Source organism: Synechococcus sp. PH41509, from assembly GCF_020514285.1.
In the GTDB taxonomy this organism is placed as follows: Bacteria; Cyanobacteriota; Cyanobacteriia; order PCC-6307; family Cyanobiaceae; genus Parasynechococcus.
On the sequence record NZ_VTLD01000004.1, the window covers coordinates 138,509 to 162,388 of the forward strand.

Here is a 23,880-nt window from a genome sequence, read left to right on the forward strand (position 1 = left end):
GGTCTTCAGTGGATGATGGCCAGTTGAATCATCAGAAGAGCACTGATCCAGAGGAGTTCCAATCGACTTGATGCGTTCAGAACACGTCTGACAAGCCCAAGGCTGGCTGTCGGTTGATCAGCTCCCAGAACCGGTTTCTGCACAACTCGTTCTCCGTAACGGTTCTCACCACCGAGTTGGATCCCGATGCAGTGGGCGTAGATCGCTTCTGATCGACCTGCATTGGGCGATGGATCTGTGGCCCCATCCCGTTCTGCGGCCTGCACCCGTTGCGCCCAGCGTGACCATGGCGGGCAGACCAAAGGCAGCGTCAGCATCACTAGACGGCAGGGCAGCCACGTAAGCAGATCATCCAGGCGTGCGCCAGCCGTCCCCAGCCAGCGCAGGCGCCCTGTGCGATAGCCGAGCATGGAATCGAGCGTGCTGCTGGCCTTGAAGGCCCAGGCCAGAGCGAGTGGGCCAGGGCCTGCGGGCATGACCATCCAGAGCAACGCACCGATGCCCATCCAGAACAAGGGTGCGAAAACGCCATCTACAGCATTTTCTGAGGCTGTCTCGGCAGCAGCTCTGAGCAGTCCAGCTTGATCCAAGCTCTGCACGTCTCGTCCAACGATCCTGCTCAGCTTCCGGCGTGCCGTCTCGAGGTCGCCTTCGTCCCTTGCCGGGAGCGCTTCCAGCACCGCCAAAACGCTGTCAGTCAGGCTGCGGGCCGCCAGGGCACTGGCTAAGCCCACGGTCAGGATCGCAACTCCCAGCCACTGCCACGGAGTTGGCAGCCACAACAGTCGCTCAAGGCACCAACCGGCTATGGCGCTTCCGAGCACCAGGATCAGGCTGATCAGGCCACCTCCGCAGCGCAGCTTCGTGGGATGGTCACCGGCCCATTGCTCGACCCTGCACCGCAGCTGCCGGATCCACCACCCCATCACCACAACGGGATGGAGGATCCGAATCGGGTCACCGATCAGCTGATCGAGCAGTGCTGCTCCAAGGATCAGCAGGCTTCCCATCTCTCCTGAAGTCATTGGCGGTGACGACCCAGGATCCAACAAAAAGCCCCGCTCAGCGCCCCAAGGGCAGCAGAGCGGGGTTTGTGGTGAGTGATGGAGGATTCCACCGGGCGTTTAGGTTTCGCGCTGAATCAGGCGTCCTTCAACCAGCTGAACATCGAGCGCAGTCCCTTGCCCACCTTCTCGATCGGATGCTGAGAGTCGCGGTCGCGAACTTTCTTCATTTCCGGCTTGCCTGCTTCGCACTCGGCAACGAAGTTCTTCGCGAAGGTGCCGTCCTGGATGTCAGCCAGAACGCGTTTCATCTCGGCTTTGGTGTCGGCGGTGATCAGCCGGGGGCCGCTGACGTAGTCGCCGTATTCCGCGGTGTTGGAGATCGAATCGCGCATGGAGGTCAGTCCTCCCTTCACCATCAGATCCACGATCAGCTTCACCTCGTGCATGCACTCGAAGTAAGCCAGTTCGGGCTGGTATCCAGCTTCCACAAGGGTTTCGAAGCCAGCCTTGACCAGTTCGGACAGACCGCCGCAGAGCACAGCCTGCTCACCGAACAAATCTGTTTCGGTCTCTTCCTTGAAGTTGGTTTCCAGGATGCCGGCACGGGTGCCGCCGATGCCTTTGGCGTAGGCCATGGCCAGGCCCCGTGCGTTACCGGACGCGTCTTGTTCGATCGCGAACAGGGCAGGAACGCCCTGACCGTTCTGATATTCCCAGCGCACGGTGTGGCCAGGGCCCTTCGGGGCGATCATCACCACGTCCACATCTGCAGGGGGTTTGATCAGCTCGAAGCGGATGTTGAAGCCGTGAGCGAAGCTGAGCACCTTGCCTGAAGTGAGGTGGGGTGAGATTTCCTTCTCGTAGACGTCCTTCTGGAACTCGTCAGGCAGCAAGACCATGATCCAGTCGGCCTTGGCAGAAGCATCGGCCACGCTCAAAACCTCAAGCCCATCGGCCTTGGCTTTCTCTGCTGATCGGCTGCCGTCATACAGGCCCACAACCACATCGACCCCTGAGTCCTTCAAGTTCAGGGCATGGGCATGACCCTGGGAGCCATAACCAATGATGGCCACGGTCTTGCCATTCAGCAGACCGAGATCGGCGTCGGAGTCGTAGAAAAGCTGGGCCATCCGGGGCGGGCTTGCGCAACAGTGCAGTGGACGAGCTTACGCAGCGGCCTGCCCCGTTCCGTTCAGGCTTCGTTGGGATGTGAAATCACCCGGTCGATAAGTCCGTACTCCTTGGCCTCCTCTGCACTGAGGAAGTAGTCCCTGTCGGTATCTTTTTCGATTTTTTCGAAACTCTGCCCACTCATGTCGGCCAAGGATTGGTTGAGCATCTCCTTCATGCGCAGGATCTCTCGTGCCTCGATTTCGATGTCACTGGCCTGGCGCCGGCTGGTGCCGCCGAGGGGCTGGTGAATCATGATCCTGCTGTGGGGCAAGGCAACACGTTTGCCTTTCGTTCCGGCTGCCAGGAGGAAGGCACCCATGGATGCGGCGAGGCCCACGCAGATGGTGACCACCTCGCTTTTGACGTACTGGATGGTGTCGTAGATCGCCAGACCAGCCGTGACAGAGCCACCGGGGGAGTTGATGTACAGGTAAATCGGCTTGCTGCTGTCTTCTGAGTCGAGGTAAAGCATCTGGGCCACCAGGCTGTTGGCGATGCCGTCATTGACTTCAGAGCCAAGGAAGAGGATCCGCTCCACCCCAAGACGGGTGTAAATGTCGACCCAGCGCTCCATCTGGCTGCCTGGGAGGCGGTAGGGAACGCTGGGAGTACCGATCGGCATGGTTCAGGACGTTGAGAAGAAAAGTGCAGGAGGGGCGGATTCAGATGCCGCTGGTCAGACGGAGGTATTGCCGGGCAGTTCTTTGCGGCTGCTGAGCACACGGTCGATGAGTCCGTACTCAACGGCTTGTTGGGGTGTCAGGTAGCTCATCCGGTCGGAGTCGTTGCTTAGCTCCTCCACGGACCGTCCGGTGTTGGTGGAAAGGATTTCAAGCATGGCCTGCTTGTTGTGCAGCACTTCCTTGGCCCGGATCTGGATGTCCGTGGCTTGGCCGCGGGCACCGCTGCGGGGTTGATGCAGAACGATGGAGGAGTGGGGCAGGGCAGCCCGTTGACCTTTTGTTCCTGCTGAAAGGATCACCGCTGCGGTTCCCATGGCTTGACCGATGCAGATGGTGTGCACCGGTGGTTTGACGTAGCGGAGGGTGTCGCAGATGGCAAAGGCTTCGGTCTCAAAGCCGATTGCTTCGCCGGAGTACCAGCTGGTTCCAGTCGAGTTGATGTAGAAGTAAATCGGCTTTTCTGGGTTGTCGAACTCCAGAAAGAGCAACTGAGCAATGATCAGCTCAGTGACATCGATTCCCATCTGACGCTTGGCATCGTCGTCAGAGAACAAGGGCAAGCCCAAGTACACGATCCGCTCCTTGAGTAGGAGGGACGGAAGGTCGGGAGGTGGTGTGCGCATCACGGCGCTGTCGCCGTAGTACGGGGCCGAAGTTGTCATCTCCACCATCGCGGTGAGGCGAGCCTAGCCGGGGTCAGCGGGCTTGCGGTGGCTGGTTTTGGCCGGTTTTCCCTGACTTTTCGATTTGGTTGAAGTCTTGGTGTCGGTTGTTGCATCTTTGGAGTCCAGGCGGGCGAACACCATCCGGCCTGTTGGGGTTTGCAGCGCACCGGTCACCACCACAGGCTTGCGTTGGCCGATTAGTGATTTCGCATCGTTCACCACCACCATCGTTCCGTCGTCGAGATAGCCGACGCCCTGGCTCTCCTCCTTGCCCTCACGCACGATCTTGAGTTTGAGTTCATCGCCGGGTTGCACCTCAGGCCGCAACGCGATCACCAGCTCACTCAGATTCATCACCTTGAGCTCTTTCACCTGGGCGACCTGCGCCAGGTTGAAGTCCGCTGTTACCAGTGTCCCGCCCGTGTCAGAGGCCAGCTGCAGCAAGCGGTCGTCCGTTCCCTTGCCGTCGTAACGGGTGCTGTTGATCACAAGCCGTCGCCCGTAAGTCTCCCGGAGATCTTTCAGCAGCTTCAATCCGCGCCGGCCCTTGGCCCGTTTCTCAACATTGGTGGAATCCGACAGCTGCTGCATTTCCTCGATGACTGATTCAGCGACGATCACCTGTCCTTCCAGCAAGCCGCACGCAAGCATTCCTCGGATCCGACCATCGATGATCACGCTGGTATCGAGGATCTTGGCCGTGGCTGGGGTGAGCACCCCATCGGCCACCAGCAGGGCTTCCGTGCTGGCGGGATTAAACAGGCGCAGCAGCGTGCGGCCATGCACCTCCGCCAGGTTGCTTCCCAGAATTCCGAAAAAGACATTGCTCACCACTGCCAGCAGCGGTTTGAGCAGGGCAATTCCCCCGGAGAACGGAAGCAGTAGAACGGGCAACAGCAGCAGATTGGCGACCAGCAGCCCGAGGATCAGGCCGACAGCCCGGCTCACCAAAAGATCGGTGGGCATGGTGCGCACTTGCTGCATCAAGCGCACCCGGAGCCTTTGAAACACCAAGCCGGCAATGACTCCGATGCCGCCTCCCGATCCGCTGAGAATCAGCCGGAGTCGTTCGGCATCAGTGGTTTCGGTGACCAGTCCGTCAGGAAGCAGATGAACTCCCATCCATCCGGCGGCTGCACCGGAGACCACAAACAGAAGAAGGATGAGCGGATCCACCATGGGTTCAGGTCGTGGCAGCTCAATCCAGATGCCAGAAGCATGCCCTATCCCATCTCTCCCCGCAGCGCCTATCTCCACATTCCCTTCTGCCACCGGCGCTGTTTCTACTGCGATTTCGCGGTTGTTCCCTTGGGGGATCAAGCCCGTGCCGACCAGGGGCCTGGCAGTCGCTCCATCCGCGAGTACCTGAGCCTTCTGCATCGCGAAATCGCTTCTGCCCCAGTCGGTCCGCCCCTTTCCACGGTCTACATCGGTGGCGGGACGCCATCGCTCTTGTGTCCGGATCAGATCGCTGCACTGCTCGATGCCTTGGCGGAAAAGTTCGGGCTTCAACCCGGTGCGGAAATCACCCTGGAAATGGATCCGGCCACCTTTGACTGTGCCCAGTTGTCTTCGGTTCTCGCCCTTGGGGTGAATCGCATCAGCTTGGGGGGGCAGAGCTTTGACGACTCGGTGCTCGAACAGCTGGGGCGGCGGCATCGGCATCACGACCTTCTGGCGTCGATCGACTGGCTGGTGCAGGCCAGGCGCGACGGAGTCCTCCAGTCCTGGAGTCTTGACCTCATTCAGAACCTGCCGGGTCAGACCGTGGCCGCGTGGGAGTCGCAGTTGGATCAGGCCATTGCCAGTCAGGCCCCCCATCTCTCGATCTACGACCTTTCGGTGGAACCGGGCACCGTGTTTGATCGCCAACGCACGCTTGGCGCGCTGAAACTTCCGGATGACGACCTCGCCGTTGCGCTGATGGACCTAACCACGCAACGGCTGGCTGCTGCAGGCCTCAGCCGTTACGAAATTTCCAACCATGCCCGGCCTGGCCATGCCTCACGTCATAACCGGGTGTATTGGAGCGGTGCCGGTTGGTGGGGATTTGGGATGGGAGCGACATCAGCGCCCTGGGGGGAGCGCTTGGCGCGACCACGCACACGGGCTGCCTATGCGGCATGGCTCGACAGCCCTCCTGAGGAAACCGTCGTCGAGGCTGGTCTTCCACTGGATGACCAATTGTTGGTAGGGCTGCGGCGCCGGGAAGGGGTGACGCTGCATGGCTTTGATGCCGATGCACTGGTCCGTCGCTTGCAGCCGTTCGTTGAGCGTGGATGGCTGCAGCAGCGGGCAGGGCGTTGGTGCCTCACCGACCCCGAGGGAATGGCTGTCAGCAATCAGGTGCTGATTGAGGTGATTCTGTGGTGGGAAGAGGTCTTGGAGAGGACTGGTAAGGCCAAAACCCAATCACAGCAATCGATCTGATCAACAAGCGGCTGCTGTCGCGACTGGTATCAGCGACTTGGGCGAGACACGTGTGTATGACTGCTTCGCGCAGCATGCTCACAAAAAAAGAGGTAGGCCCCTCAGCCCACCCCCAAACGACGTATTGAAGGCACCACTGCCTTCGAAGCAATCTTCGCTGACAGGCGACCCCTCGCTGGGTATCAAATGCAGCGAATTAGGCATTAATTACTAGCCAGATCTCCTCAAGTTGGCTGTGAAGATGAATTTGGCGCCAGCACCACTGCAAGCGCTTGGGAGGCGGAATGTTCGCGGGTTCCCTCGCCCGCGTCTCCCCAAACGCTTAAATCAGCCGAATCAGGTCTCGATAACAGTCTCCTATGAGTAGTAGCTGACCTCCATCGGAAGTCACCGGTCAGCGGTTCCGCTTGAGAAAAATTTCGACTGTTTCCCATCTTTTGCCTGGCGTTGCAGTGCATCACTTTGATCAGGCAGATCAAGAGGGATCGGTCATCAACTCTGAAATATTGGGCATGGGATCCGCCTTCCCGTCAGCAATTGCGCGAGCGCGGAGGTAAAACCAACTCTCCGTATCGCCCTTGGCTTCCATGCTCTCCGCGATGGATATCCAATTGTTGATTTCAGCTTGATCCATAGGGATGCAAATAAAAAAATCTCCGGAACCCCTCAGAACCGGAGATAGTCCAACGGTCTGGTGGCAGCATTGCTTTCAGACGCCTGAAGCTTAAAAATCAAGAGCAGGCAACGGAGGTACGGATGACCGTTGCCACCGCCCCATGAGTCGTGGCTGTTTGTACGGCCGTACCAAAGGGGTTCGGTGTTCGTGGATCCCAGCAACCTCGTCGTCAAGCTTGCAGCCCTCTTCCTCCGCGTCCGTCGCCGGCACTTCTTGATCGTTGGCGGCGATCATGTTGAGCAGGGGGACTGGTGGATGGGGCGGCTGATCTCCCTGTTTCAGGAGGATGACGTCGATACCAGCGTCATCACATGGATCAACGCCGATCAGGTGACAGATGTGATTTGGTCAATGGATTGCTGGTCCACGAGGCACTGAGGACCTCAACCTTCAATGTCGATCCAGGGTTTGAAATGAGTCATCTGACGGATAGGCCGGCTTGCATCTCCTGCCTATCAAGGAACAAGTTCCCACAGGATCATGGACATGATGTTTTTCATTGGAATGAACATCGCTCTGCTCGGGTTGCTCGTCTATGGCCTCCTTACAGCCAGGGAGAAAATCAAGGCTGGCCGTAAAGAGATCATCTGAAATATCAGCCCACTGACTGATATTTCCCGGGCTGAAAAGACCTGGCGTTTTTGCCGGCATCCCTTAGTCCACAACGGTGTCGGTCCCTTGCTTCACCATCGGTGCGGCACCACCACCACGGCTGGCTGGCGGTACTGAGGCTGAGCGAATGTCTCGTTTGCAATTCATTTGCAACCACATCGATTCTTCTGATAACTCAGCCACTCCTCTCCAGGCTTCGCATCAGTCAAAGCCGTTGTGGTGCAGTGATTTTTAGGCTCTGATTGGAATTATTGATTGTTCTGGGTGTTTCCTGTGATGCGAGGTGTTTGGTTCCGGGTCTGGTTGACCCACCCCTTCAACGCCTCAATGAACAGTTGGCGCCCATCCACCAGGGCCGGGCTGAACGGAGGTTGTTTGGTAGTTAGGCCCAGCAGGTCTGCCGTGACGCGCACCTGGCCATCGCAGCTCTCACCAGCTCCGATGCCGATCACGGGAATGCTCAGGGCTTGTTGCACCTTGCTCGCTAGCTCTGACGGGACATGTTCCAGCACCAGAGAGAAGCAGCCCTTCTGTTCCAGCGTGCGCGCCTGATCCAGCAGGCGCTCTTGGCTGCTGGTATCCGTGGCCTGACGGCGGTAGCCCAGACGATGAACGGCCTGTGGGGTGAGACCCAGGTGCCCCATCACAGGAATGCCCATCCGCACCAGCCGGTCGATCACGGTCACGACCTCAGGCTCCGCTCCCTCCAGCTTCACTGCGGCAGCACTGGACTCCTTCAGCAGTCGGCCTGCAGCCGCCACGGCGCGGTCTTCTCCGCACTGGTAGCTGAGAAAGGGGAGGTCACAGACCAACAGGGGTTGATCGGCTGGCATGGCAGTCAATCCCCGCGCCACCGCCTGGGTGTGATGGAGCATCTGATCCAGGCTCACGGGGAGTGTTGTGGCATGGCCCAGCGCCACCATCGCCAGTGAATCGCCAATCAGCACCACATCAGCACCGGCTGCTTCTGCGAGAGACGCAGAGAGGCTGTCCCATGCGGTGAGCACGGCGATGGGGTGGCCCTTCTGCTTGAAGCGGGTCAGATCAGAAGGACGCATGCAGCTTGAGAACCCCTCGGGGGCTCATTGCTAGCATTCTGCCGACTCGGACCCATGCGGCTCCGACGCCCAAATCTGGTCAGAACCGGAAGGGAGCAGCCACACGGGATGCTCAGGGCAGGCGTGGATTCCGGGTCACCACTTTCAGACAGCTTGATTGAGAGTCCGATTCCTCGAGACTCTTAATCCGATCTATCGTTCTGCTGCTGACGGCGACGAAGGAATTCAGGGATTCTGGCCCCGTTCTCTTCGGGTTCCGCGCGGGTCGCCATGCCAGGCATGGAGCGGCTGCGCTCGCTGCGGTAGGGCTGCTTGTTCTCGAAGCCTGTGGCAATCACCGTGACGTGAATCTCTCCTTCGAGCGCTTCATCCACCACCGCGCCCACGATGATGTTCGCCTCCGGATCAACGACGTCGTAGATCACTTCTGAAGCGGTGGTCATGTCCTCCAGGGTCATGTCCTTGCCGCCGCTGATGTTGATCACACAGCCTTTGGCCCCATCGATGCGTTCCGTTTCCAGTAGTGGACTTGCGATCGCGGCTTGGGCTGCCTCCACGGCTCTGGACCGGCCAGAACCGATGCCGATGCCCAGCAGTGCTGTACCCGCTTCGGTCATCACGGAACGAACGTCCGCGAAGTCAACGTTCACCAGGCCGGGACAAGTGATGATGTCACTGATGCCTTTGACGCCCATGCGAAGGACATCATCTGCACTGCGGAATGCCTCTTGAAGAGGTGCTCCGCCAATGGCCTCTCGCAGGCGGTCATTGGGGATCACGATCAAGGTGTCCACATGCTCTGCCAAGCGAGTGATCCCCTCGTCGGCCTGGCGCATGCGACGGCGGCCCTCGAAACTGAATGGTTTGGTCACGATGCCGACAGTGAGAGCCCCGACTTCCCGGGCTACTTCAGCAACCACCGGTGCGGCTCCAGTTCCGGTTCCACCGCCCATGCCTGCGGCGATGAACACCAAATCTGCTCCCTGCAGTGCGTCGTGCAGATCAGTGCGGGATTCTTCGGCTGCCTTCTGACCGATGGTGGGGTTGCCACCGGCGCCGAGTCCCCTGGTCAGGGTTTGCCCGAGCTGTAGGCGTTGCTGGGCCTGCGACTGGATCAGGGCCTGGGCATCCGTGTTCAGAACGCGATAGCCAACGCCCTCAAGATCGCTAAGAATCATGCGGTTGACAGCATTACTGCCGCCCCCACCAACGCCGATGACCTCGATGCGGGCGGATTGGCTGGGCTGGATTCCAGCTGCCGTATAAGACCCTGAGCCGCTCACCATCTCCATCGTCGAGGCTGAACCAGTTGGTTGCGTTGCATTATGTCCCTGAAGCCCTGTCCTGGCTTCAATAGATCACAAACCAGGCGCTGAGGTTGTGGTCTCCAGATTTTCAACCCTCTGGTCTCAGGGTTGCGATTTGGCGTTCTTGGGGACCGGTGGATTCGGTAGCTGCAGTTCAGGACGGTCGGGATCGCTGAGATCAAGACTGCTTTTCTGGGCTTGGCGCAGGTGCTCCGGCAACGTGTTGTTGAGGTGGATGATCGTCTCGATCTGGGTGTTGAGCAGGGCTGGTTCACCTCCAAGATCAATCCTGCCCAGGCTCGTGGTGACCAGACTGATGTCGCCGTCAGGGTGAACCACGATGGTTTTCAGCATCCCCTCGAAGCGATCCCGTTGTTGCAGCAGCTCAGCGACATAGCCGCGTTGCTGTTCGTTCCAGCCGCGCACCCAGATTGGTGTGAGCGGCTGCGGTGATGCGTCAGTCAGGTTGATCCACTGCCCTTTGGCGTCCAATAGGCCCCGTTCCCGTCCAGAGGGACCCTGACGCTCGGCCCTAGCGACTGGGATCTGTGGCTTCAGGTTGACGATGAGGCGAGCGGGCAGCATCTGGCGCTCAACCTGAGCACTCCGCACCGGTAGGGCGCTGATCAGCTGCTGTTCAAGCGTTCGGGGGCCGACCTCCAGCAGGGGTTGGGGGAAGCGCAGATTGGCCGCCTCGACGACTTGGTCCTTCTCAAGGGCAGTGTCACCCTGAAGGATCACCGCCTCAGGGCCAGGCAGGGTCCAGCCATGGCGAAGCAGGATCCAAGCGAATCCACCGCTCAGAACAAGCATGGCCATCAGGCGCCAAAGCTGCACCAAAAGGGTCTGGCGCCGTTGACGGCGCAATTCCCTCCGACGGGCCATCTGGGCTGAGATGGGCCGTTCAGATGCTTTGTGTTTGGTCGTAACCCGGCTCAAAGGTCGCACCGGGCCCGTGCCATCAGTTGCTCACCCCAGTTGCGAGCGCGGTCGGCATCAGAAAAGGGCACATCCATCTGCAACCCTTTGCCGATGAGCCGCAGGCGACAGCGGCCCTGGGATTCATCGGTCAGGGGCGCATCACCGGAGGCCAGTGACATCAGTTCCACAAGCTCGAGCCTGCAGACATCGAAAGAGCCCTGATCCTGAAATTTGCCAGCCTCGAAGCTGCTCCACTGCAGTTCACCGTCTTTCAAACGGGCACCACCGCATCCGTCGAGTTTGGCCAGCTCTGAGCCCTCGGCCCAGGTTCGAAACAGGTTTTGGCGTCGCCGTTCCAGCCATCCAAGCGAGGCCAGCAGCACAAAGGCCAGCAAAAGTGGAAACCAGAGCAGTCCGTGGCTCATGGGTTAGGCGAAGGACGCTGTGTTCATTCTCCTGCTGTTTGGATCAGTTGGTGAACCAACTGCTCGAGTGTTACGCCACTGGCCTCCCAAAGCATGGGGAACATGCTCTGGGCCGTGAAGCCCGGCAGGGTGTTGATTTCATTGATCCACAGCTGATCCGTTGCGTCGTCGTAGAAAAAATCAACCCGTGCCATGCCGTTGACGCCTACGGCATCGCAGGCCTGCAAGGCCTGAGAGCGGATGCGTCCACTGACTTGATCCGGCAAGGGGGCTGGGATGAATGTTGAGCTGCGCCCAGCGGTGTATTTGGTCTCGTAGTCGTACCAGTCCGCATCGAAACGCACCTCGCCGACCACGGACGCTTCCAAGCTGCGGCCTCCTAGCACTGCACATTCCACTTCCCTGGCGTTGACGCCTTGCTCCACCACAACCCTGGGGTCGAGCGCTGCTGCCTGGTGGAGGCCAGCCTCCAGTTCCGTGCGCGAACGGACTTTGCTGATGCCCACAGAGGAACCAAGATTGGCGGGCTTCACGAAGCAGGGGTAATCCAGTTCCGTTTCAATCCGATCCAGGAGAGCGGATCGACTGCTGGGCTCCTCGAGCTCGGATGCCAGAAGCGACACATAGGGCACCTGAGCCAGCCCGGAGCTGGCAAACGCGGACTTCATCGCCTGTTTGTCCATGCTCACGGCTGAGCCCAGAACTCCGGCACCCACGAAGGGTTTTCCGGTCAGCTTGAACAACCCCTGAATGGTTCCGTCCTCTCCATTGGGACCATGCAAGACCGGATACCAGATATCGACCGCATCGCAACCTTCCGGGAATCCTTGGAATCCTGAAGGCTGCGGTGGAGAGTTGAGGTCCGGTGCTGTTTCGGAGGCCAAGGTCGTCTCGGCCAGATCCTTTCCCCACCAGCGACCATCCCGGTCGATGTAAATCGCCAGCACGGAGTATCGGTCTGTGTTTCGTCCGCTGCGCAGGCCGCGAACGACGGTCGCCGCGGATCGGATTGACACGTCGTGTTCTCCAGAGCGGCCTCCAAAGACGAGCCCGACCGTGATGGGACTGGACGGCATGGCTGCTGCGACCCCTGAGCAGTGGGAGCGCCAAAGGTATCAGCGTTGTGCTCCGTGGGGCAGGGGGCTGCCGCTGAGTGAAAAGGAGCGAACTGCATCGATGCGCACCTGCACGAGATCGCCGGCTCTGTAGGCGTGACCATCTGGTCCGGTGGCGCTGAAGAAGGTGAGGCGATTGGTTCGGGTTCGCCCCATGAGTTGCGATGGGTCCTTGGGGTTGATGCCTTCCGCCAGCACCTCCTCGGTGCGTCCGGCGTAGCGCGCATTGCGTTCGCGGGCACAGGTTTCCACCAAGGCATTGATCTCGCGCAATCGTTCCACCTTCACAGCTTCCGGCAGCTGGTTGTCCCAATCGGCAGCGGGGGTGTTGGGCCGTGGGGAATAGGCCGCCGTGTTCACCTGGTCGAACCCGATCTCCTTGATGAGATCCATGGTGCGCCGGAACTGAGCATCGGTTTCGCCAGGGAAGGCGACGATCACATCAGCGCTGAGGGAGGCATCGGGCATGCGCTCACGGATGCGGTCGATGATGCGCCGGTAGCGCTCCACGGTGTAACCCCGGGCCATGGCCTGCAGAACGTCGTTGTCGCCGCTCTGGAAGGGAATGTGGAAGTGTTCGCAGAGCTTGGGTAGGTCGGCACAGGCATCGATCAGTCGCTCGGTGAAGTAGCGCGGATGGCTGGTGGCAAAACGGATCCGTTCAAGGCCCTCCACGTCGTGGACGTGGTGGAGCAGATCGGTGAGGGTGTGCTGGCGGCGACCTTCTGGGGTGATGCCCGGTAGATCCCGGCCGTAGGCATCGATGTTTTGCCCCAGCAGGGTGATCTCCTTGTAGCCCTGGGCAGCGAGACCCTCCATCTCCAGCTTGATCGCCTGGGGCAGCCGCGATTGTTCCTTGCCTCGCACCGAAGGCACCACGCAGTAGGTGCAGCGTTCGTTGCAGCCGTAGATCACGTTCACCCAGCCGCAGATGGTGCTGTCCCGTCGCGCGGTGGTGATGTCTTCAAGGATGTGATGGTCCTCGGTGGCGACCACCTGCTGGCCGCTGTCCACCTGAAGCAGCAGGGTCTCGAGTCGATTCGCGTGCTGCGGACCCATCACTAGATCGAGCTCCGGCACCCGCCTGAGCAGTGATTCGCCCTCTTGCTGGGCGACACAGCCCGCCACTATCAGGGTGAGATTGGGGTTGCTGCGCTTCCGCTGGGCTTGTCTGCCGAGGTAGCTGTAAACCTTCTGCTCGGCGTTATCGCGGATCGTGCAGGTGTTGTAGAGCACCAGGTCGGCATCGAGTTCGGCAGGTGCCTCCCTGTAGCCCATCGATTCCAGAATTCCGGCCATCCGTTCGGAATCCGCCTTGTTCATCTGGCAGCCGAAGGTGGTGATCCAGTAGCTGCCCCGCTGGGAATGGGCGGTGGCGTCAGTGGTGAGGGGGGCGGAGGCGACCAAGACTCTGGCTCAAGCCTTCTCAGTGTGAGCTACAGCGGTGTTGTGTCAGTTTGGGGATTGGCGCTCGGGTGTTGATGGGCTGGGCCCTCAGGCGGTTTTCGCTCACCAAGGCTGTGCCCCTCACGATCAGCCGGGGCACCACAGCATCCGTGGTGCGCTTGGAGCTCAGGCTGGACCGGGATGGGCTGATCGGTCGCGGCGAGACGGGTGGATTCGAGACCGGTCATCGTGCCTTTGCGCTCGAGGCGGTGGAAGAGGAACTGCTTGCGCTGCTGCCGCAGCTGGATGCTTTCGATCCCGATCGTCCGCAACAGTTCGACCCCCTGCTGGCGGCCTTGAGTCCGCCGGCCCGTTGTGCCATTGACCTGGCCCTGTGGGACTGGCATGGGCAACGGCTCGGCCATCCGCTATGGCGGCTCTGGGGATTGGATGCGGCCGAGGGTGTTGCGACAAGCGTCACCCTGGGACTGGCCTCTGTGACTGCTGTGCTGGAGCGTCTGACGCGCTGGTGGACGCAGCTGCCGGCAACGCGGGTGAAGCTCAAACTGGGGAGCCCCGATGGGTTGGACCACGACCGGAGCCTGCTGAAGGCTGTGGCCGAGGCCATCACGGACCATTCCCAGCGGCAGGGCGTGGCGATTGAACTCCAGGTGGATGCCAACGGTGGCTGGACCTTGGATCAGACCAGGCGGATGCTTGAGCCTCTGGCATCACATCAAGTGGTGCTGCTGGAACAACCCCTGGCTCCCGATCTGGACCCTGTGCGCGACACAGCAGGGTTCGCGGCGCTGCACCCGCACTGTCCGATGCCGTTGGTGGCGGATGAAAGCTGCTGGGATTTCGAGGATCTGCTGCGTTTGGCTCCGGTGGTGGATGGTGTGAATCTCAAGCTTTTGAAGACTGGGGGGCTCAGTCAGGCCCTGCTGATGGCCCAGGTGGCGCAGCGGAAGGGGTTGGACCTGATGGTGGGCTGTTATTCCGACAGCTCACTGCTGAACGGTGCAGCGGCCCAGTTGCTGCCCCTGATTCGTTGGCCCGATCTCGACAGCCATCTCAACTTGGTTGACGATCCATTCGCTGGTCTGGTTCTGCAGGACGATCGCTTGCGACCTTCATCGACGTCTGGATTGGGGATTCGCCCCGCGGCAGTCAGGCCTTGAGCTGCGCTGCTATCGGTGTGCGTGAAAGCACAGCAGCTTTATGAGCGGGATTCAGGCGCCGCCAGGATTTCGAGAGATGCGCTTGGTGCTGCTCCAGCACGGCGGTTTGGCCAGTCTCACCGGTAAGACCGGACTGGCCATGCTGCGCCACCGTGCCGGCCCGATCGTTGCGGTGATTGATCCAGACCATGCCGGCCATCCCCTGCAGCAGATCACCGGCATCGAGCGAGACGTGCCGGTGGTGGCGGATTTAGCCGCGGCGCTTCCTTACAAGCCGGAGGCAGCTGTGGTTGGCTTGGCTCCCTCTGGAGGGCGACTGCCGGATCCTGTTCGCCACGATGCCCTGGCGGCGTTGCGCTCAGGACTCCACCTCGCCAGTGGACTCCATACCCGTCTGGCCGATGATCCGGTATTGGCAGAAGCCTGCTGGCCAGACCGCTGGATCTGGGATCTCCGCCGGGAGCCGGAGGATCTCAACATCGGTCAGGCAAGGGCTGCGGAGCTTCCCTGTCGACGCCTTTTGGCGGTTGGAACCGATATGGCTGTGGGCAAGATGAGCGCATGCCTGGCTCTGCTGGAAGCGGCCCAGCAATCAGGGATTCCCGTGCGATTTGTTGGGACGGGGCAGGCGGGAATTCTGATCAGTGGCGAAGGGGTTGCCCTCGATGCTGTTCGGGTGGATTACGCCGCGGGTGCAGTGGAGGCGGCGGTGCTTCGGGCGGCGGATGCTCTGCCCGAGCAGGGCCTTGTGCTGGTTGAAGGACAGGGTTCGCTGTGTCACCCCGCTTCAACAGCCACCCTGCCCCTGCTGCGCGGAACCCAGCCGACCGCCCTCTTGTTGGTGCATCGGGCCGGCCAGCAGAGCATCGATCGGTTGCCTCAGATTCCTCTCCCCGACCTCGCAACCTTGGTGAGCACCACAGAGGCCTTAGCCAGTTGGGCACGGCCTGATGGCGCGGGTGCCCCAGCCAAGGTGGCTGCCGTCGCCCTCAACACGGCACGCCTTGATGAGCATCAGGCGATGGTCGAGATTGATCGGGTGAGTCAAGTTCTGGGTTTGCCCTGCACCGATCCCATTCGCTGGGGTGCCGAACCTCTGCTGAGAGCCTTGGTCGATCGTTGAAAAAGGGCGAGCGAGGGGATTCGAACCCCCGAATAGCGGCGCCACAAGCCGCTGCCTTAACCACTTGGCGACGCCCGCCGCGTCCGTGAGAATCTACCAACACGAGCCGCAGCCTGCCTGGTGTCCCCTTCATCGCGTCCGCAACGTGTGCCTGCACTGGCGCTGTTGACGGGGGGTGTCGCCATGGCCGGTGTGCTGTCGCTGGTGTTCTCCAATCCGTCCATGGACGATTACGAGGCCCATGCCGGAGCCCAGTTGGTCAAGTTGGGCACCCAGGAACTGTGCGAGGCACCGAACCTGCCCATGGTGCTGCGTCTTTGGATTCGCAATTGCCCTGAGTTGATTGCCTCTCAGCGGGATTCTCTGGCGGCGCTGGCCGGTCAGTTCACCACCCGTCGCAACCTAGGGGTGGCCAGCTTGTATTCCACCCGCATGGAAGGGAAGGAGTTGTTGCCGGGGCTGCGTCTGCCCGGCTTCGATGTGCTGAGCCTTGGTGTGGCAGGTCGTTTTGTGATCCTTAGAACCGACGCCATCAACGGTGCAGAGGAGTGACGGATGCCCAGTCGCTCCAGTCACAGTCTGGGAATGGTGTCCTTGAGGCTTGGGTTCCTCTGGGGCTGGTTGACTTCGGCCCTGCGACGCCCCTGCCAGCAATCCAGAAACAGGGGCTGACGCCTGTGCGGCTCGCCTGGCATCAGGGACGTCTGCTTGAGCCCAGGCCCCTGACGGCTGATCAGTCGCCACCATCGCGGATGGTGCTGCCGCGATTGGTGGACTGCCATGTTCATTTGGACAAGGCCTACACCTGGCAGGAGCACCCCAACCTCAGCGGCAGCTACGGAGGTGCCCTGGACGCCAACCTGCAGGAGCACAACACCCGAACCGTGGCATCCGTTCTCCAGCGCGGGGAGCGAGCGTTGGAGAGGGCATTCGGACATGGGCTGCGTGCCATGCGTAGTCATGTCGATAGTGGTGGTCCCGGTGCCGAGCCCAGCTGGGAGGCACTGCTCACCCTTCAGCAGCGCTGGCGCAGCCGCATCGATCTTCAGCTGGTGGCGCTTGTTCCCCTGGAGTTCTGGTGTTCAGCTGAAGCGGAGGCTTTGGCACGTCGCGTCGCCGCCAGTGGTGGCTGCCTCGGCGGTGTTCTCACCCCTCCCTGTGGATCGGCTGCGGTGACTCATCAGCTGGAGGAGTTGTTGCGCCTTGCCGATCGCCACAGCTGCGGCGTTGATTTGCACATTGATGAGGCCGACCATGGCCCGGCCGAGGGCATGGGTCAGCTGCTGAAGGCTCTGCGGCGCGTGCCCGTCCAGGTTCCTGTCACCTGCAGCCATGCCAGCAGTCTTTCTCTGCTGTCGCCTCCAGGCTTGGCGCGGTTGGGAGAGCGCATGGCGGCAGCACAGCTCCGCGTGATCGCACTACCCCTCACCAATGCCTGGTTGCTAGCGCGATCGGACGACGCCACCCCGCTTCAGCGTCCGCAAGCCCCGATCCGTCAGTTGCAACGCTGTGGCGTCACTGTGGCGGTGGCGGGTGACAACGTGGCCGACCCCTGGTTCCCCGGAGGCGATTTCGATCCATTGGCCCTGCTGGCCGCGTCGATGCCGTTGACCCAGTTGTTGCCGTGGCAGCGCCTGGGCCTGGCCCCCTTCACGACGGCACCGCCGGCCATTCTTCAACTGGAATGGGATGGGGTGCTGCGGGCTGGTGCTCCTGCGGATCTGATCTGCATGGAGGGCCAGGGATGGTCGGATCTGATGCGATGTCCCCCGCAGCGCCAGGTTCTCGTGAACGGCCACTGGGTGTCGTCTCCGGGCGCTAGACCCTGACCAGAGTTCAGCAACGTCATGGGTCGCGCCGAAGCCTTAATCGCCCTGCGGCAAGCCCTCAGCGCTGTCCCTGATCTTGAGCTGTTGGCTGAACCAGCAGACCTTCTGCGTCATTCCCGGGATGCCTTCGAGTACTCCCCGGTTTTGACTCCAAGACTGGAACCATGCCGTGCTGACTTGGTGGCCCGGCCTCGCACTGTGGAGGCCGTTGAACGGCTTGCCTCAGCCTGCGCCGAGCATCAGGTTCCCCTGACCCTGCGCGGGTCCGGTACGGGGAATTACGGCCAATGTGTGCCCCTGCAAGGAGGCGTGGTGATGCTCACCACATCCCTGCGTCAGATCCGATCAATCGATGCGGCGACGGGGGTGGTCACCGTGGAACCGGGGTGTGTGATGCGCGATCTGGATCAGGAGCTGCGCAGGCATGGGCGCCAGCTGCGCTTGATGCCGAGCACCTGGCGCAGCGCCACCATTGGCGGCTTCGTTGCTGGGGGCTCCGGTGGCATCGGTTCGTTGCGCTGGGGCTTTTTGCGTGATCCAGGCCATTTGCTCGGGATGGAGGTCGTACCGCTCCGTCCCGATGCCCAACGCCATCAGATCGGCGAGGTGGATGCCGAAGCGTTGAACCATGCCTACGGCACGAACGGCATCATTACGGCCCTCAGATTGGCCACCGCTCCAGTGGTCAACTGGCAACAGGTGAGTGTGGACTGCGAGCGTTGGGAGCAGGCGATTGAGTTGATGCACAGGGTCGCGGCATCCGCCTTGGATCTTCATCTAGGAACCCTGCTTGAACAGCCGCTGCTGTCGCGGATGCCCAGTTGGGGAGGTCCTGCCGTATCTGCGCACAGGTTGCTGTTGCTCGTCGCGCCGGATGGGCTCACCAGCCTGCAACGGATGGTGCAGTCAGCCGGGGCCACCCTGCGGGATCTCGGGCCTGAAGATCTCTCAGGGGGCAATGGATTGCGTGAGCTGAGCTGGAATCACACCACCCTGCATGTGCGGGCCTCAGAGCCGGGATGGACCTACCTGCAGATGCTGTTGCCGCAGCCGGAGGCTCCAGCAATTGCAGCGTTGAGGCAGCGGTGGGGAGACGACCTGATCTGGCATCTCGAGCTTGTGCGCCAGCAGGGCTGTCCACGCTTGGCCGCCCTGCCGCTGGTGCGGTGGCGGGGGGCTGAGCAGCTGGACCGATTGATGGACGACTGCAGGGCAGTGGGTGCCGTGCTGTTCAACCCCCATGTGATCACGGTGGAGGATGGCGGCCTTGGCGTCATCGACGCTGATCAGGTGGCGGCCAAGCACCGCTTTGATCCCGCTGGCCTGCTCAATCCAGGCAAGCTGCGGGGCTGGGAGGAGCGCCTCTGACGATCAGCATCCGAGGCTGTCGAAGGTGGCGACTCCAGTGCTGGGGTTGATGCCCTCCGCCTCCCGACAAAGCCGGCGTTGATCATCACGATCGAGCAGGGCGTCGGTGAAATCAGCCCCCTCGATCTGGGCATTACTGAAGCTGCTGCCTGACGCGATGATCCCCGTGAGCACAGCGTTGCGTAGATCGGTGTCCACGAAGTCGGCGCGATCCATCAATGCATCGGAGAGATCAGCATCGCGGAAATCAGCTTCGGCAAAGGCCCCCTGGGTGAGGATCGCCCCATGGAGGTTGGCGCCTTGGAAATTCGCGCTGCGGCCAATGGCTCCTGCAAAGGATGTGTTGGCCAGGTTCTGTCCCTGGAAATCTCCGTTGCTTTGGTTGGTGAGCGTGTAATCCACCTTTTCCTGGAACAAGGCCCTGTCCTGCAACCCCACCCCGGCGGAGGTGTCCAGGGCTTGGGCCGGAGCTCCCATCAACAGGAGGGGCATGAGAAGGCTCAGCAGCCAGGAAATTCGCAGCACAGTCCACGCGCAAGCTGCGTTCACTCTGCCGTTACAACGCCGCGAGCGAACAGGTCCCCGATCAGATACAGCGATCCGGCAACAATTGGCATCGGCGTTGGCCATCCATCGCTGTTGAGTTGGTTCAGCACCGTTTCAAGGCTGTCGGCCTCTTGCAACTGGTTGCCGCGGTCTGGGAGTTCTTTGAGGAGGGCCGCTCGGCACCAGCTCTTGTGGCCCGGCACTGGAAGAATCCAGGCTTGGTCCAGGGGATGCAGCAAGGCCTGCAGCATGGCGGCAGCATCCTTGTGGGCCTGAATGGCCAGGATCCAGACCACACCCATGCATGCGTTGCTCCAATGAACCCGTTCCTCGGCCAGTTGCACCGCAGCGGGTGGATTGTGAGCTCCGTCAAGGCGAAGCAGGTGCTCCCTCCAACGCACGGTCTGCAGACGACCGGGCCAGCGGGCTTTTGCGAACCCCTCATGGATCAGTGCTTCAGGCAGGTTCCATCCCAAGCTTGATAAGGCCTTTAAAGCCCCAAGGGCTACAGCGGCGTTGCTTCGCTGGATTTCTCCTGCCAGGCCCAGCTGACAGGATGATTCCAGGGGCTTGACCCACTGAAGCTTGGCCTGCTGCGCTCGGCAGGTCTCCTCCAGGACGGCCTGCACAGCGGGATCTTGTGCACCACTAATCACGGTGGAGTGAGAAGGGATCGCTGCTGCCTTCTCCATCGCGATGGCGGTGAGGTTGTTCCCCAGGTGTTCGCAGTGATCCAGTCCGATGCTGGCGACTGCAATCACAGGCCGGTGGGGATGCGCTGTGGTCGCGTCAAGCCGTCCCCCCAGCCCTACTTCCAGCACCAGGAGTTCACAGGCGTGCCGCTGAAAGTCCAAAAAAGCCGCAGTCACTAGTAATTCAAAGGGGGTCAGCCGATGCCGTTCATTAAGGGGTTGGAGAGCCTGCAACTGGGATCGCAGCGTTTCAACTGCAATGGGTTCTCCCTGGATCCGAATGCGTTCGCACCAGCTCACCAGGTGTGGGGAGGTGGTGACACCGCAGCGGAGTCCTGCGGTACAGAGGGCTGATTCCAGAAAGCTGACGATGGACCCCTTCCCGTTGGTGCCGATCACCTGAATCGCGGGAACTGACTGACATGGATGGTCAAGGTCGTGGAGGGCCGCATGCATGCGATCCAACTGCAGATCCATGCCACGCAGGTCGAAGCGCGGGATCAGATCAGAGAGGTCATCCACTCAGCTGAGGCTGGAGAGGGTCGCCGCCAAACGGCGCAGCAGTTCGCGGATCTCGCGCTTGTTGATGGTCAGAGGGGGCACCATGCGAAGCACTGAGGGCCCGGCCGCTACGAGAAGAAGACCGTGACCAATGGCAGCTTGAGCCAGCTGAGGAGCCTTCCAGCTGCTGCTCTCACGGATCACGATGCCTTGCAGTAGGCCCCAACCCCTCACGGTTTCGAGGTGCTCTGGGAAACACTTCACCAGTTCTTGGAGTCCGTCGCGCAGCTGTTCACCTCGTGCTGTGACGTTGTTGAGTAACCCCCGTCGTTCGATCTCGGTCGCCACCGTCAACCCGGCCCGGCAGGCGAAGGGATTGCCTCCGAAAGTGCTGGCGTGGTCTCCGGGTTCGAACACATCAGCTGATGCGTTCACCAGCAGGGCACCGATGGCATGCCCCCCCCCCAGCCCCTTGGCCAGGGTGAAGGCATCAGGGGTGATCCCCAGTTGCTCGTAGCCCCACAAGCGGCCGCTCCGCCCCATGCCCACCTGCACCTCGTCGAGGATCAGCAGGATGTTCCGTTGCGTGCAGATCTCGCGCAAGCGTGAAAAGAACGCGCGGTTTCCTGGATTCACGCCACCTTCACCTTGCAGGGGTTCGACCAGTACAGCCGCGATGGAGGGCCCGGCTTGTTCATGGCGGTTGATCAGGGCTTCTAGAGCCGAGAAATCGTTGTAGGGGAAGTAGTCAAACCCGGCCACCATGGGTTCAAAACCCTTGTGGTACTTGGGTTGCCCCGTGGCGGTGACAGCAGCGAGGGTGCGGCCATGGAAGCTGGCTGCCGCCGTGAGGATCACGGGCTGTTCAATGCCTCGACGTTGATGGCCATGTTTGCGGGCCAGTTTGATCGCGGCTTCATTGGCTTCGGCGCCGGAATTGCAGAAGAACACGCTGTCGGCACAGCTGTGGTTTACAAGCCAGCTCGCCAGCTGCTCCTGTTCGGGAATCTGATAGAGATTCGACACGTGCTGGAGTCGTCCCAGCTGTCTGCGCAGAGCGCGATGCATTGCCCTGTCGCTGTGGCCCAGCGTGCAGGTCGCGATGCCAGCGACCGCATCGAGGTATCGACGCCCTTGCGTGTCTTTGACCCAACAACCCTTCCCTTTGGCCAAAGCCAGAGGAAAACGGCCGTAGGTGTTCATCACAGCGGATGGATGGGAGCCGGGGGACTTGAACCCCCAAGACCAGTGGCCGGCTGATTTTGAGTCAGCTGCGTCTACCAATTCCGCCAGGCTCCCGCACAGGGATTGTATTGATTGAAGGGCCCCGCTTCAGGGGATGTTGCGCTTCACCTCAGCACCCACAGCGCTGAGCTTGCTTTCGAGGTCGTCGTAACCCCGGTCGAGGTGTTTCAGGCCAGACACCTCGGTGATGCCTTTGGCTGAAAGGCCTGCCAGAACCATGGCAGCGGCTGCACGAAGGTCGGTGCCGGTGACCGGCGCAGCACTGAGCTGAGCCACCCCCTCAACAATGGCGGTGCTGCCCTTGAGACGAATGGACGCTCCCATGCGCTGAAGTTCGGCAACATGCTGCAGACGGTTTTCGTAGATCTTTTCGCTGATCACACTTGTTCCTTTGGCCGTGCACATCAGGGCCATGAACGGTGCCTGAAGATCGGTTGGGAACCCTGGGAAAGGTTGGGTGGTGATATCTACCGCGGAGATTTCACCTGGTGTGATCGTGACGCTCCTCCCATTGATGTCGATGGAGCAGCCGGAATCTCGGAGTTTTTGGATCACAGCGCTGAGATGCTCCGGAATGACGGGCTCCACGACCAGTTGTGAGCGCGTGATCGCTGCAGCCATCAGAAAAGTTCCGGCTTCAATTCGGTCAGGAATGACCGGATAGTTGCTGCATCCACTGAGCTGTTCCACTCCTTCAACGGTGATCACCGGGCCACCGGCACCGGTCACGCGAGCTCCCATGGTGTTGAGCAGGTTGGCCAGGTCCTGCACTTCCGGCTCCTGGGCGGCATTTTCAATCGTTGAGACGCCTTCCGCTAAGACAGCGGCCATCAGGATGGTTTCCGTGGCTCCGACGCTGGGGCAGTCGAGCACGATCTGCGCACCTGACAGGCGTTTTCTGCTGCCAGGAATGGATGACGTGACGATCCCATGCTCCACATTGACAATGGCGCCGAGGGCTTTCAGGCCGCGGATGTGTTCGACGACAGGACGTGCCCCGATGCGGCATCCCCCTGGAAGGGGAACCCGAGCATGTCCCAGCCGTCCCAGAAGAGGTCCGATGCTGAAGAAACTGGCGCGCAGGCTGTTGACCAGTTCATAGGGGGGAGCTGAACCGTTCAGCTCGGCGGCGGTGAGGCGAATGCGGTCAGAGGCTCGATCAACCTGAACCCCCAGCGATTCAAGGATGGCGCTCATGCCATCGATGTCCGTCAGAGCAGGAATATTGGTGAGTTCAATCGTCTCTTGGCTCAAGAGGCTGGCCGTCATCAGCACCAAGGCGGAGTTCTTCGCGCCGCTGACGTGAAGCGTGCCGTTCAATCCGTGACCACCGCTGACGTTCAGGCGTCGCTTGAGACTCTCCTGAGACGCTTCTGCAACAGCCATCATCAATTGCCTGATCCCCTATGACAGGATTTTGCCAACACTCTCTGAGACCGTCTAGACGGCCGGCGTTCAAACTGGACAGTTTGGTTTCAGGGTGTTGGATCTAGGGATCGTCGATGCCCTATGTTCATCCGGTCGAATCTCGACACGCCAGCGGATGTGGCGGAATTGGTAGACGCGCTAGTTTCAGGTACTAGTGGTGGCAACATCGTGGGAGTTCAAGTCTCCCCATCCGCACTAGTTTGTCGGAAGTCAAGCTTCTCCCGGCAACAATGATCGTTCTCAAGATCTCCAACGCCTCGGAGGTGGTTGCTTCCAAGGTTGGAAAGTTTATTGAGCTTCTAACCCCCGACTCCATCGACCACACGACTGTGGAAGATCAGGTTATTAAAAAGCTGATTGAAAATCTTGCGGCGGAAGGGATTAAGGGCGAAATCGCAGCCATTAATGGGCTTGAGCTCGAAGGCGAAAATCTCAGCGTTCACAAAGGCTTGAACGTGCGTAAACACGCAGAGTTCTGATTCGTTCTCTGGATTCCTTCTCCCCCCTGA

Annotated in this window: 24 protein-coding genes, 3 tRNA genes and 1 other RNA gene; 10 read left to right on the forward strand and 18 right to left on the reverse strand. The window is 60.8% G+C overall.

Annotation, left to right across the window (positions count from 1 at the left end; genetic code table 11):
* Positions 1-5: 5 nt before the first annotated feature.
* From cbiB to FZZ88_RS01610, 5 genes are all read right to left on the reverse strand, one after another.
* Entirely contained in the window at positions 6-1,025 is a 1,020-nt protein-coding gene (cbiB, locus tag FZZ88_RS01590; protein WP_226423642.1) for an adenosylcobinamide-phosphate synthase CbiB, read from the reverse strand.
* Between the two features lie 116 nt (positions 1,026-1,141).
* Positions 1,142-2,137 carry a ketol-acid reductoisomerase gene (gene ilvC, locus FZZ88_RS01595; protein ID WP_166016812.1) on the reverse strand — a complete coding sequence of 332 codons (996 nt, stop codon included), beginning with the start codon at positions 2,135-2,137 and terminating at the stop codon, positions 1,142-1,144.
* Positions 2,138-2,199: 62 nt separating this feature from the next.
* The gene (locus FZZ88_RS01600) at positions 2,200-2,802 is read right to left on the reverse strand and encodes an ATP-dependent Clp protease proteolytic subunit (protein WP_115023781.1); all 603 of its coding nucleotides are present in this window, start codon (positions 2,800-2,802) and stop codon (positions 2,200-2,202) included.
* A 54-nt stretch (positions 2,803-2,856) separates the two neighbouring features.
* Positions 2,857-3,525, reverse strand: a complete 669-nt coding sequence (locus FZZ88_RS01605; RefSeq protein WP_166016811.1) for an ATP-dependent Clp protease proteolytic subunit — start codon at positions 3,523-3,525, stop codon at positions 2,857-2,859.
* Positions 3,526-3,549: 24 nt separating this feature from the next.
* Positions 3,550-4,707 carry a PIN/TRAM domain-containing protein gene (locus tag FZZ88_RS01610; RefSeq protein WP_166016810.1) on the reverse strand — a complete coding sequence of 386 codons (1,158 nt, stop codon included), beginning with the start codon at positions 4,705-4,707 and terminating at the stop codon, positions 3,550-3,552.
* Between the two features lie 39 nt (positions 4,708-4,746).
* Between FZZ88_RS01610 and hemW the strand changes: the two genes are divergently transcribed.
* Entirely contained in the window at positions 4,747-5,958 is a 1,212-nt protein-coding gene (gene hemW / locus FZZ88_RS01615; protein WP_166016809.1) for a radical SAM family heme chaperone HemW, read from the forward strand.
* A 475-nt stretch (positions 5,959-6,433) separates the two neighbouring features.
* Here hemW and FZZ88_RS01620 read toward each other — a convergent pair whose 3' ends face one another.
* Positions 6,434-6,592: a hypothetical protein gene (locus tag FZZ88_RS01620; protein ID WP_166016808.1), complete on the reverse strand. Its 159-nt coding sequence runs from the start codon at positions 6,590-6,592 to the stop codon at positions 6,434-6,436.
* Between the two features lie 129 nt (positions 6,593-6,721).
* Between FZZ88_RS01620 and FZZ88_RS01625 the strand changes: the two genes are divergently transcribed.
* Positions 6,722-7,012, forward strand: coding sequence for a DUF3104 domain-containing protein (locus FZZ88_RS01625; RefSeq protein WP_226423641.1), 291 nt, complete (start codon positions 6,722-6,724; stop codon positions 7,010-7,012).
* 482 nt (positions 7,013-7,494) lie between these two features.
* Here the strand turns inward: FZZ88_RS01625 and panB are convergent, their stop codons facing one another.
* Complete coding sequence (gene panB / locus FZZ88_RS01630; RefSeq protein ID WP_166016807.1) at positions 7,495-8,304, reverse strand: 3-methyl-2-oxobutanoate hydroxymethyltransferase; 810 nt, start codon at positions 8,302-8,304, stop codon at positions 7,495-7,497.
* 43 nt (positions 8,305-8,347) lie between these two features.
* On the opposite strand from panB, the gene ffs reads away from it, so the two are divergent.
* Positions 8,348-8,444: signal recognition particle sRNA small type (gene ffs / locus FZZ88_RS01635), an RNA gene on the forward strand.
* Positions 8,445-8,486: 42 nt separating this feature from the next.
* Here ffs and ftsZ read toward each other — a convergent pair.
* From ftsZ to miaB, 5 genes are all read right to left on the reverse strand, one after another.
* The gene (gene ftsZ, locus FZZ88_RS01640) at positions 8,487-9,596 is read right to left on the reverse strand and encodes a cell division protein FtsZ (RefSeq protein ID WP_166016806.1); all 1,110 of its coding nucleotides are present in this window, start codon (positions 9,594-9,596) and stop codon (positions 8,487-8,489) included.
* Between the two features lie 117 nt (positions 9,597-9,713).
* Positions 9,714-10,496 (reverse strand): cell division protein FtsQ/DivIB, encoded by a 783-nt coding sequence (locus FZZ88_RS01645; RefSeq protein ID WP_226423640.1) that lies wholly within the window; start codon positions 10,494-10,496, stop codon positions 9,714-9,716.
* A 50-nt stretch (positions 10,497-10,546) separates the two neighbouring features.
* Positions 10,547-10,957: a hypothetical protein gene (locus tag FZZ88_RS01650; protein ID WP_166016804.1), complete on the reverse strand. Its 411-nt coding sequence runs from the start codon at positions 10,955-10,957 to the stop codon at positions 10,547-10,549.
* Between the two features lie 23 nt (positions 10,958-10,980).
* On the reverse strand, positions 10,981-12,033 hold the full coding sequence (locus FZZ88_RS01655) for a D-alanine--D-alanine ligase family protein (RefSeq protein WP_166016803.1): 1,053 nt from the start codon (positions 12,031-12,033) through the stop codon (positions 10,981-10,983).
* A 39-nt stretch (positions 12,034-12,072) separates the two neighbouring features.
* Complete coding sequence (gene miaB, locus FZZ88_RS01660) at positions 12,073-13,479, reverse strand: tRNA (N6-isopentenyl adenosine(37)-C2)-methylthiotransferase MiaB (protein ID WP_166016802.1); 1,407 nt, start codon at positions 13,477-13,479, stop codon at positions 12,073-12,075.
* Between the two features lie 74 nt (positions 13,480-13,553).
* On the opposite strand from miaB, the gene FZZ88_RS01665 reads away from it, so the two are divergent.
* The gene (locus FZZ88_RS01665) at positions 13,554-14,639 is read left to right on the forward strand and encodes a dipeptide epimerase (protein ID WP_166016945.1); all 1,086 of its coding nucleotides are present in this window, start codon (positions 13,554-13,556) and stop codon (positions 14,637-14,639) included.
* Between the two features lie 40 nt (positions 14,640-14,679).
* A complete protein-coding gene (locus tag FZZ88_RS01670; protein WP_166016801.1) occupies positions 14,680-15,762 on the forward strand; it encodes a DUF1611 domain-containing protein in 1,083 nt (360 codons plus the stop codon).
* Between the two features lie 5 nt (positions 15,763-15,767).
* On the opposite strand, the gene FZZ88_RS01675 is transcribed toward FZZ88_RS01670, so the two are convergent.
* Positions 15,768-15,840 (reverse strand) — tRNA-His (locus tag FZZ88_RS01675).
* 105 nt (positions 15,841-15,945) lie between these two features.
* On the opposite strand from FZZ88_RS01675, the gene FZZ88_RS01680 reads away from it, so the two are divergent.
* The 3 genes from FZZ88_RS01680 to FZZ88_RS01690 are packed head-to-tail and all read left to right on the forward strand — an operon-like array spanning position 15,946 to position 18,959.
* Positions 15,946-16,314, forward strand: coding sequence for a DUF4359 domain-containing protein (locus FZZ88_RS01680; protein ID WP_166016944.1), 369 nt, complete (start codon positions 15,946-15,948; stop codon positions 16,312-16,314).
* On the forward strand, positions 16,311-17,591 hold the full coding sequence (locus FZZ88_RS01685) for an amidohydrolase family protein (RefSeq protein ID WP_166016800.1): 1,281 nt from the start codon (positions 16,311-16,313) through the stop codon (positions 17,589-17,591). Before FZZ88_RS01680 ends, FZZ88_RS01685 begins: the two co-directional genes overlap by 4 nt.
* 18 nt (positions 17,592-17,609) lie before the next feature.
* On the forward strand, positions 17,610-18,959 hold the full coding sequence (locus FZZ88_RS01690) for an FAD-binding oxidoreductase (RefSeq protein ID WP_166016799.1): 1,350 nt from the start codon (positions 17,610-17,612) through the stop codon (positions 18,957-18,959).
* 3 nt (positions 18,960-18,962) lie between these two features.
* On the opposite strand, the gene FZZ88_RS01695 is transcribed toward FZZ88_RS01690, so the two are convergent.
* The 5 genes from FZZ88_RS01695 to murA all read right to left on the reverse strand — a co-directional run bounded on the left by FZZ88_RS01695 (position 18,963) and on the right by murA (position 23,332).
* Entirely contained in the window at positions 18,963-19,451 is a 489-nt protein-coding gene (locus FZZ88_RS01695; protein WP_166016798.1) for a pentapeptide repeat-containing protein, read from the reverse strand.
* Between the two features lie 53 nt (positions 19,452-19,504).
* On the reverse strand, positions 19,505-20,719 hold the full coding sequence (locus tag FZZ88_RS01700; protein WP_166016797.1) for a Mur ligase family protein: 1,215 nt from the start codon (positions 20,717-20,719) through the stop codon (positions 19,505-19,507).
* Positions 20,720-21,901: an aspartate aminotransferase family protein gene (locus FZZ88_RS01705; protein ID WP_166016796.1), complete on the reverse strand. Its 1,182-nt coding sequence runs from the start codon at positions 21,899-21,901 to the stop codon at positions 20,720-20,722.
* 13 nt (positions 21,902-21,914) lie between these two features.
* Positions 21,915-21,997 (reverse strand) — tRNA-Leu (locus FZZ88_RS01710).
* Positions 21,998-22,030: 33 nt separating this feature from the next.
* Complete coding sequence (gene murA, locus FZZ88_RS01715; RefSeq protein WP_166016795.1) at positions 22,031-23,332, reverse strand: UDP-N-acetylglucosamine 1-carboxyvinyltransferase; 1,302 nt, start codon at positions 23,330-23,332, stop codon at positions 22,031-22,033.
* 150 nt (positions 23,333-23,482) lie between these two features.
* Here murA and FZZ88_RS01720 point away from each other — a divergent pair.
* Both FZZ88_RS01720 and FZZ88_RS01725 read left to right on the forward strand, forming a co-directional pair.
* Positions 23,483-23,566, forward strand: a tRNA-Leu gene (locus tag FZZ88_RS01720).
* A gap of 35 nt (positions 23,567-23,601) precedes the next feature.
* Positions 23,602-23,850 carry a hypothetical protein gene (locus FZZ88_RS01725; protein WP_115024300.1) on the forward strand — a complete coding sequence of 83 codons (249 nt, stop codon included), beginning with the start codon at positions 23,602-23,604 and terminating at the stop codon, positions 23,848-23,850.
* Positions 23,851-23,880 lie beyond the last annotated feature (30 nt).

What these genes read in the sequence shown, in the direction of transcription:
- FZZ88_RS01670 (WP_166016801.1), top strand. Translation starts at nt 14,680, where the DNA reads ATGAGCGGGATTCAGGCGCCGCCAGGATTTCGAGAGATGCGCTTGGTG.
- hemW (WP_166016809.1), top strand. Translation starts at nt 4,747, where the DNA reads ATGCCCTATCCCATCTCTCCCCGCAGCGCCTATCTCCACATTCCCTTC.
- panB (WP_166016807.1), bottom strand. Translation starts at nt 8,304, where the DNA reads ATGCGTCCTTCTGATCTGACCCGCTTCAAGCAGAAGGGCCACCCCATC.
- FZZ88_RS01680 (WP_166016944.1), top strand. Translation starts at nt 15,946, where the DNA reads ATGGCCGGTGTGCTGTCGCTGGTGTTCTCCAATCCGTCCATGGACGAT.
- FZZ88_RS01650 (WP_166016804.1), bottom strand. Translation starts at nt 10,957, where the DNA reads ATGAGCCACGGACTGCTCTGGTTTCCACTTTTGCTGGCCTTTGTGCTG.
- FZZ88_RS01620 (WP_166016808.1), bottom strand. Translation starts at nt 6,592, where the DNA reads ATGGATCAAGCTGAAATCAACAATTGGATATCCATCGCGGAGAGCATG.
- FZZ88_RS01605 (WP_166016811.1), bottom strand. Translation starts at nt 3,525, where the DNA reads ATGACAACTTCGGCCCCGTACTACGGCGACAGCGCCGTGATGCGCACA.
- FZZ88_RS01725 (WP_115024300.1), top strand. Translation starts at nt 23,602, where the DNA reads ATGATCGTTCTCAAGATCTCCAACGCCTCGGAGGTGGTTGCTTCCAAG.
- FZZ88_RS01655 (WP_166016803.1), bottom strand. Translation starts at nt 12,033, where the DNA reads ATGCCGTCCAGTCCCATCACGGTCGGGCTCGTCTTTGGAGGCCGCTCT.
- FZZ88_RS01695 (WP_166016798.1), bottom strand. Translation starts at nt 19,451, where the DNA reads ATGCCCCTCCTGTTGATGGGAGCTCCGGCCCAAGCCCTGGACACCTCC.
- FZZ88_RS01690 (WP_166016799.1), top strand. Translation starts at nt 17,610, where the DNA reads ATGGGTCGCGCCGAAGCCTTAATCGCCCTGCGGCAAGCCCTCAGCGCT.
- FZZ88_RS01665 (WP_166016945.1), top strand. Translation starts at nt 13,554, where the DNA reads ATGGGCTGGGCCCTCAGGCGGTTTTCGCTCACCAAGGCTGTGCCCCTC.
- FZZ88_RS01600 (WP_115023781.1), bottom strand. Translation starts at nt 2,802, where the DNA reads ATGCCGATCGGTACTCCCAGCGTTCCCTACCGCCTCCCAGGCAGCCAG.
- murA (WP_166016795.1), bottom strand. Translation starts at nt 23,332, where the DNA reads ATGATGGCTGTTGCAGAAGCGTCTCAGGAGAGTCTCAAGCGACGCCTG.
- cbiB (WP_226423642.1), bottom strand. Translation starts at nt 1,025, where the DNA reads ATGACTTCAGGAGAGATGGGAAGCCTGCTGATCCTTGGAGCAGCACTG.
- FZZ88_RS01705 (WP_166016796.1), bottom strand. Translation starts at nt 21,901, where the DNA reads ATGAACACCTACGGCCGTTTTCCTCTGGCTTTGGCCAAAGGGAAGGGT.
- FZZ88_RS01610 (WP_166016810.1), bottom strand. Translation starts at nt 4,707, where the DNA reads ATGGTGGATCCGCTCATCCTTCTTCTGTTTGTGGTCTCCGGTGCAGCC.
- ilvC (WP_166016812.1), bottom strand. Translation starts at nt 2,137, where the DNA reads ATGGCCCAGCTTTTCTACGACTCCGACGCCGATCTCGGTCTGCTGAAT.
- ftsZ (WP_166016806.1), bottom strand. Translation starts at nt 9,596, where the DNA reads ATGGAGATGGTGAGCGGCTCAGGGTCTTATACGGCAGCTGGAATCCAG.
- FZZ88_RS01645 (WP_226423640.1), bottom strand. Translation starts at nt 10,496, where the DNA reads ATGGCCCGTCGGAGGGAATTGCGCCGTCAACGGCGCCAGACCCTTTTG.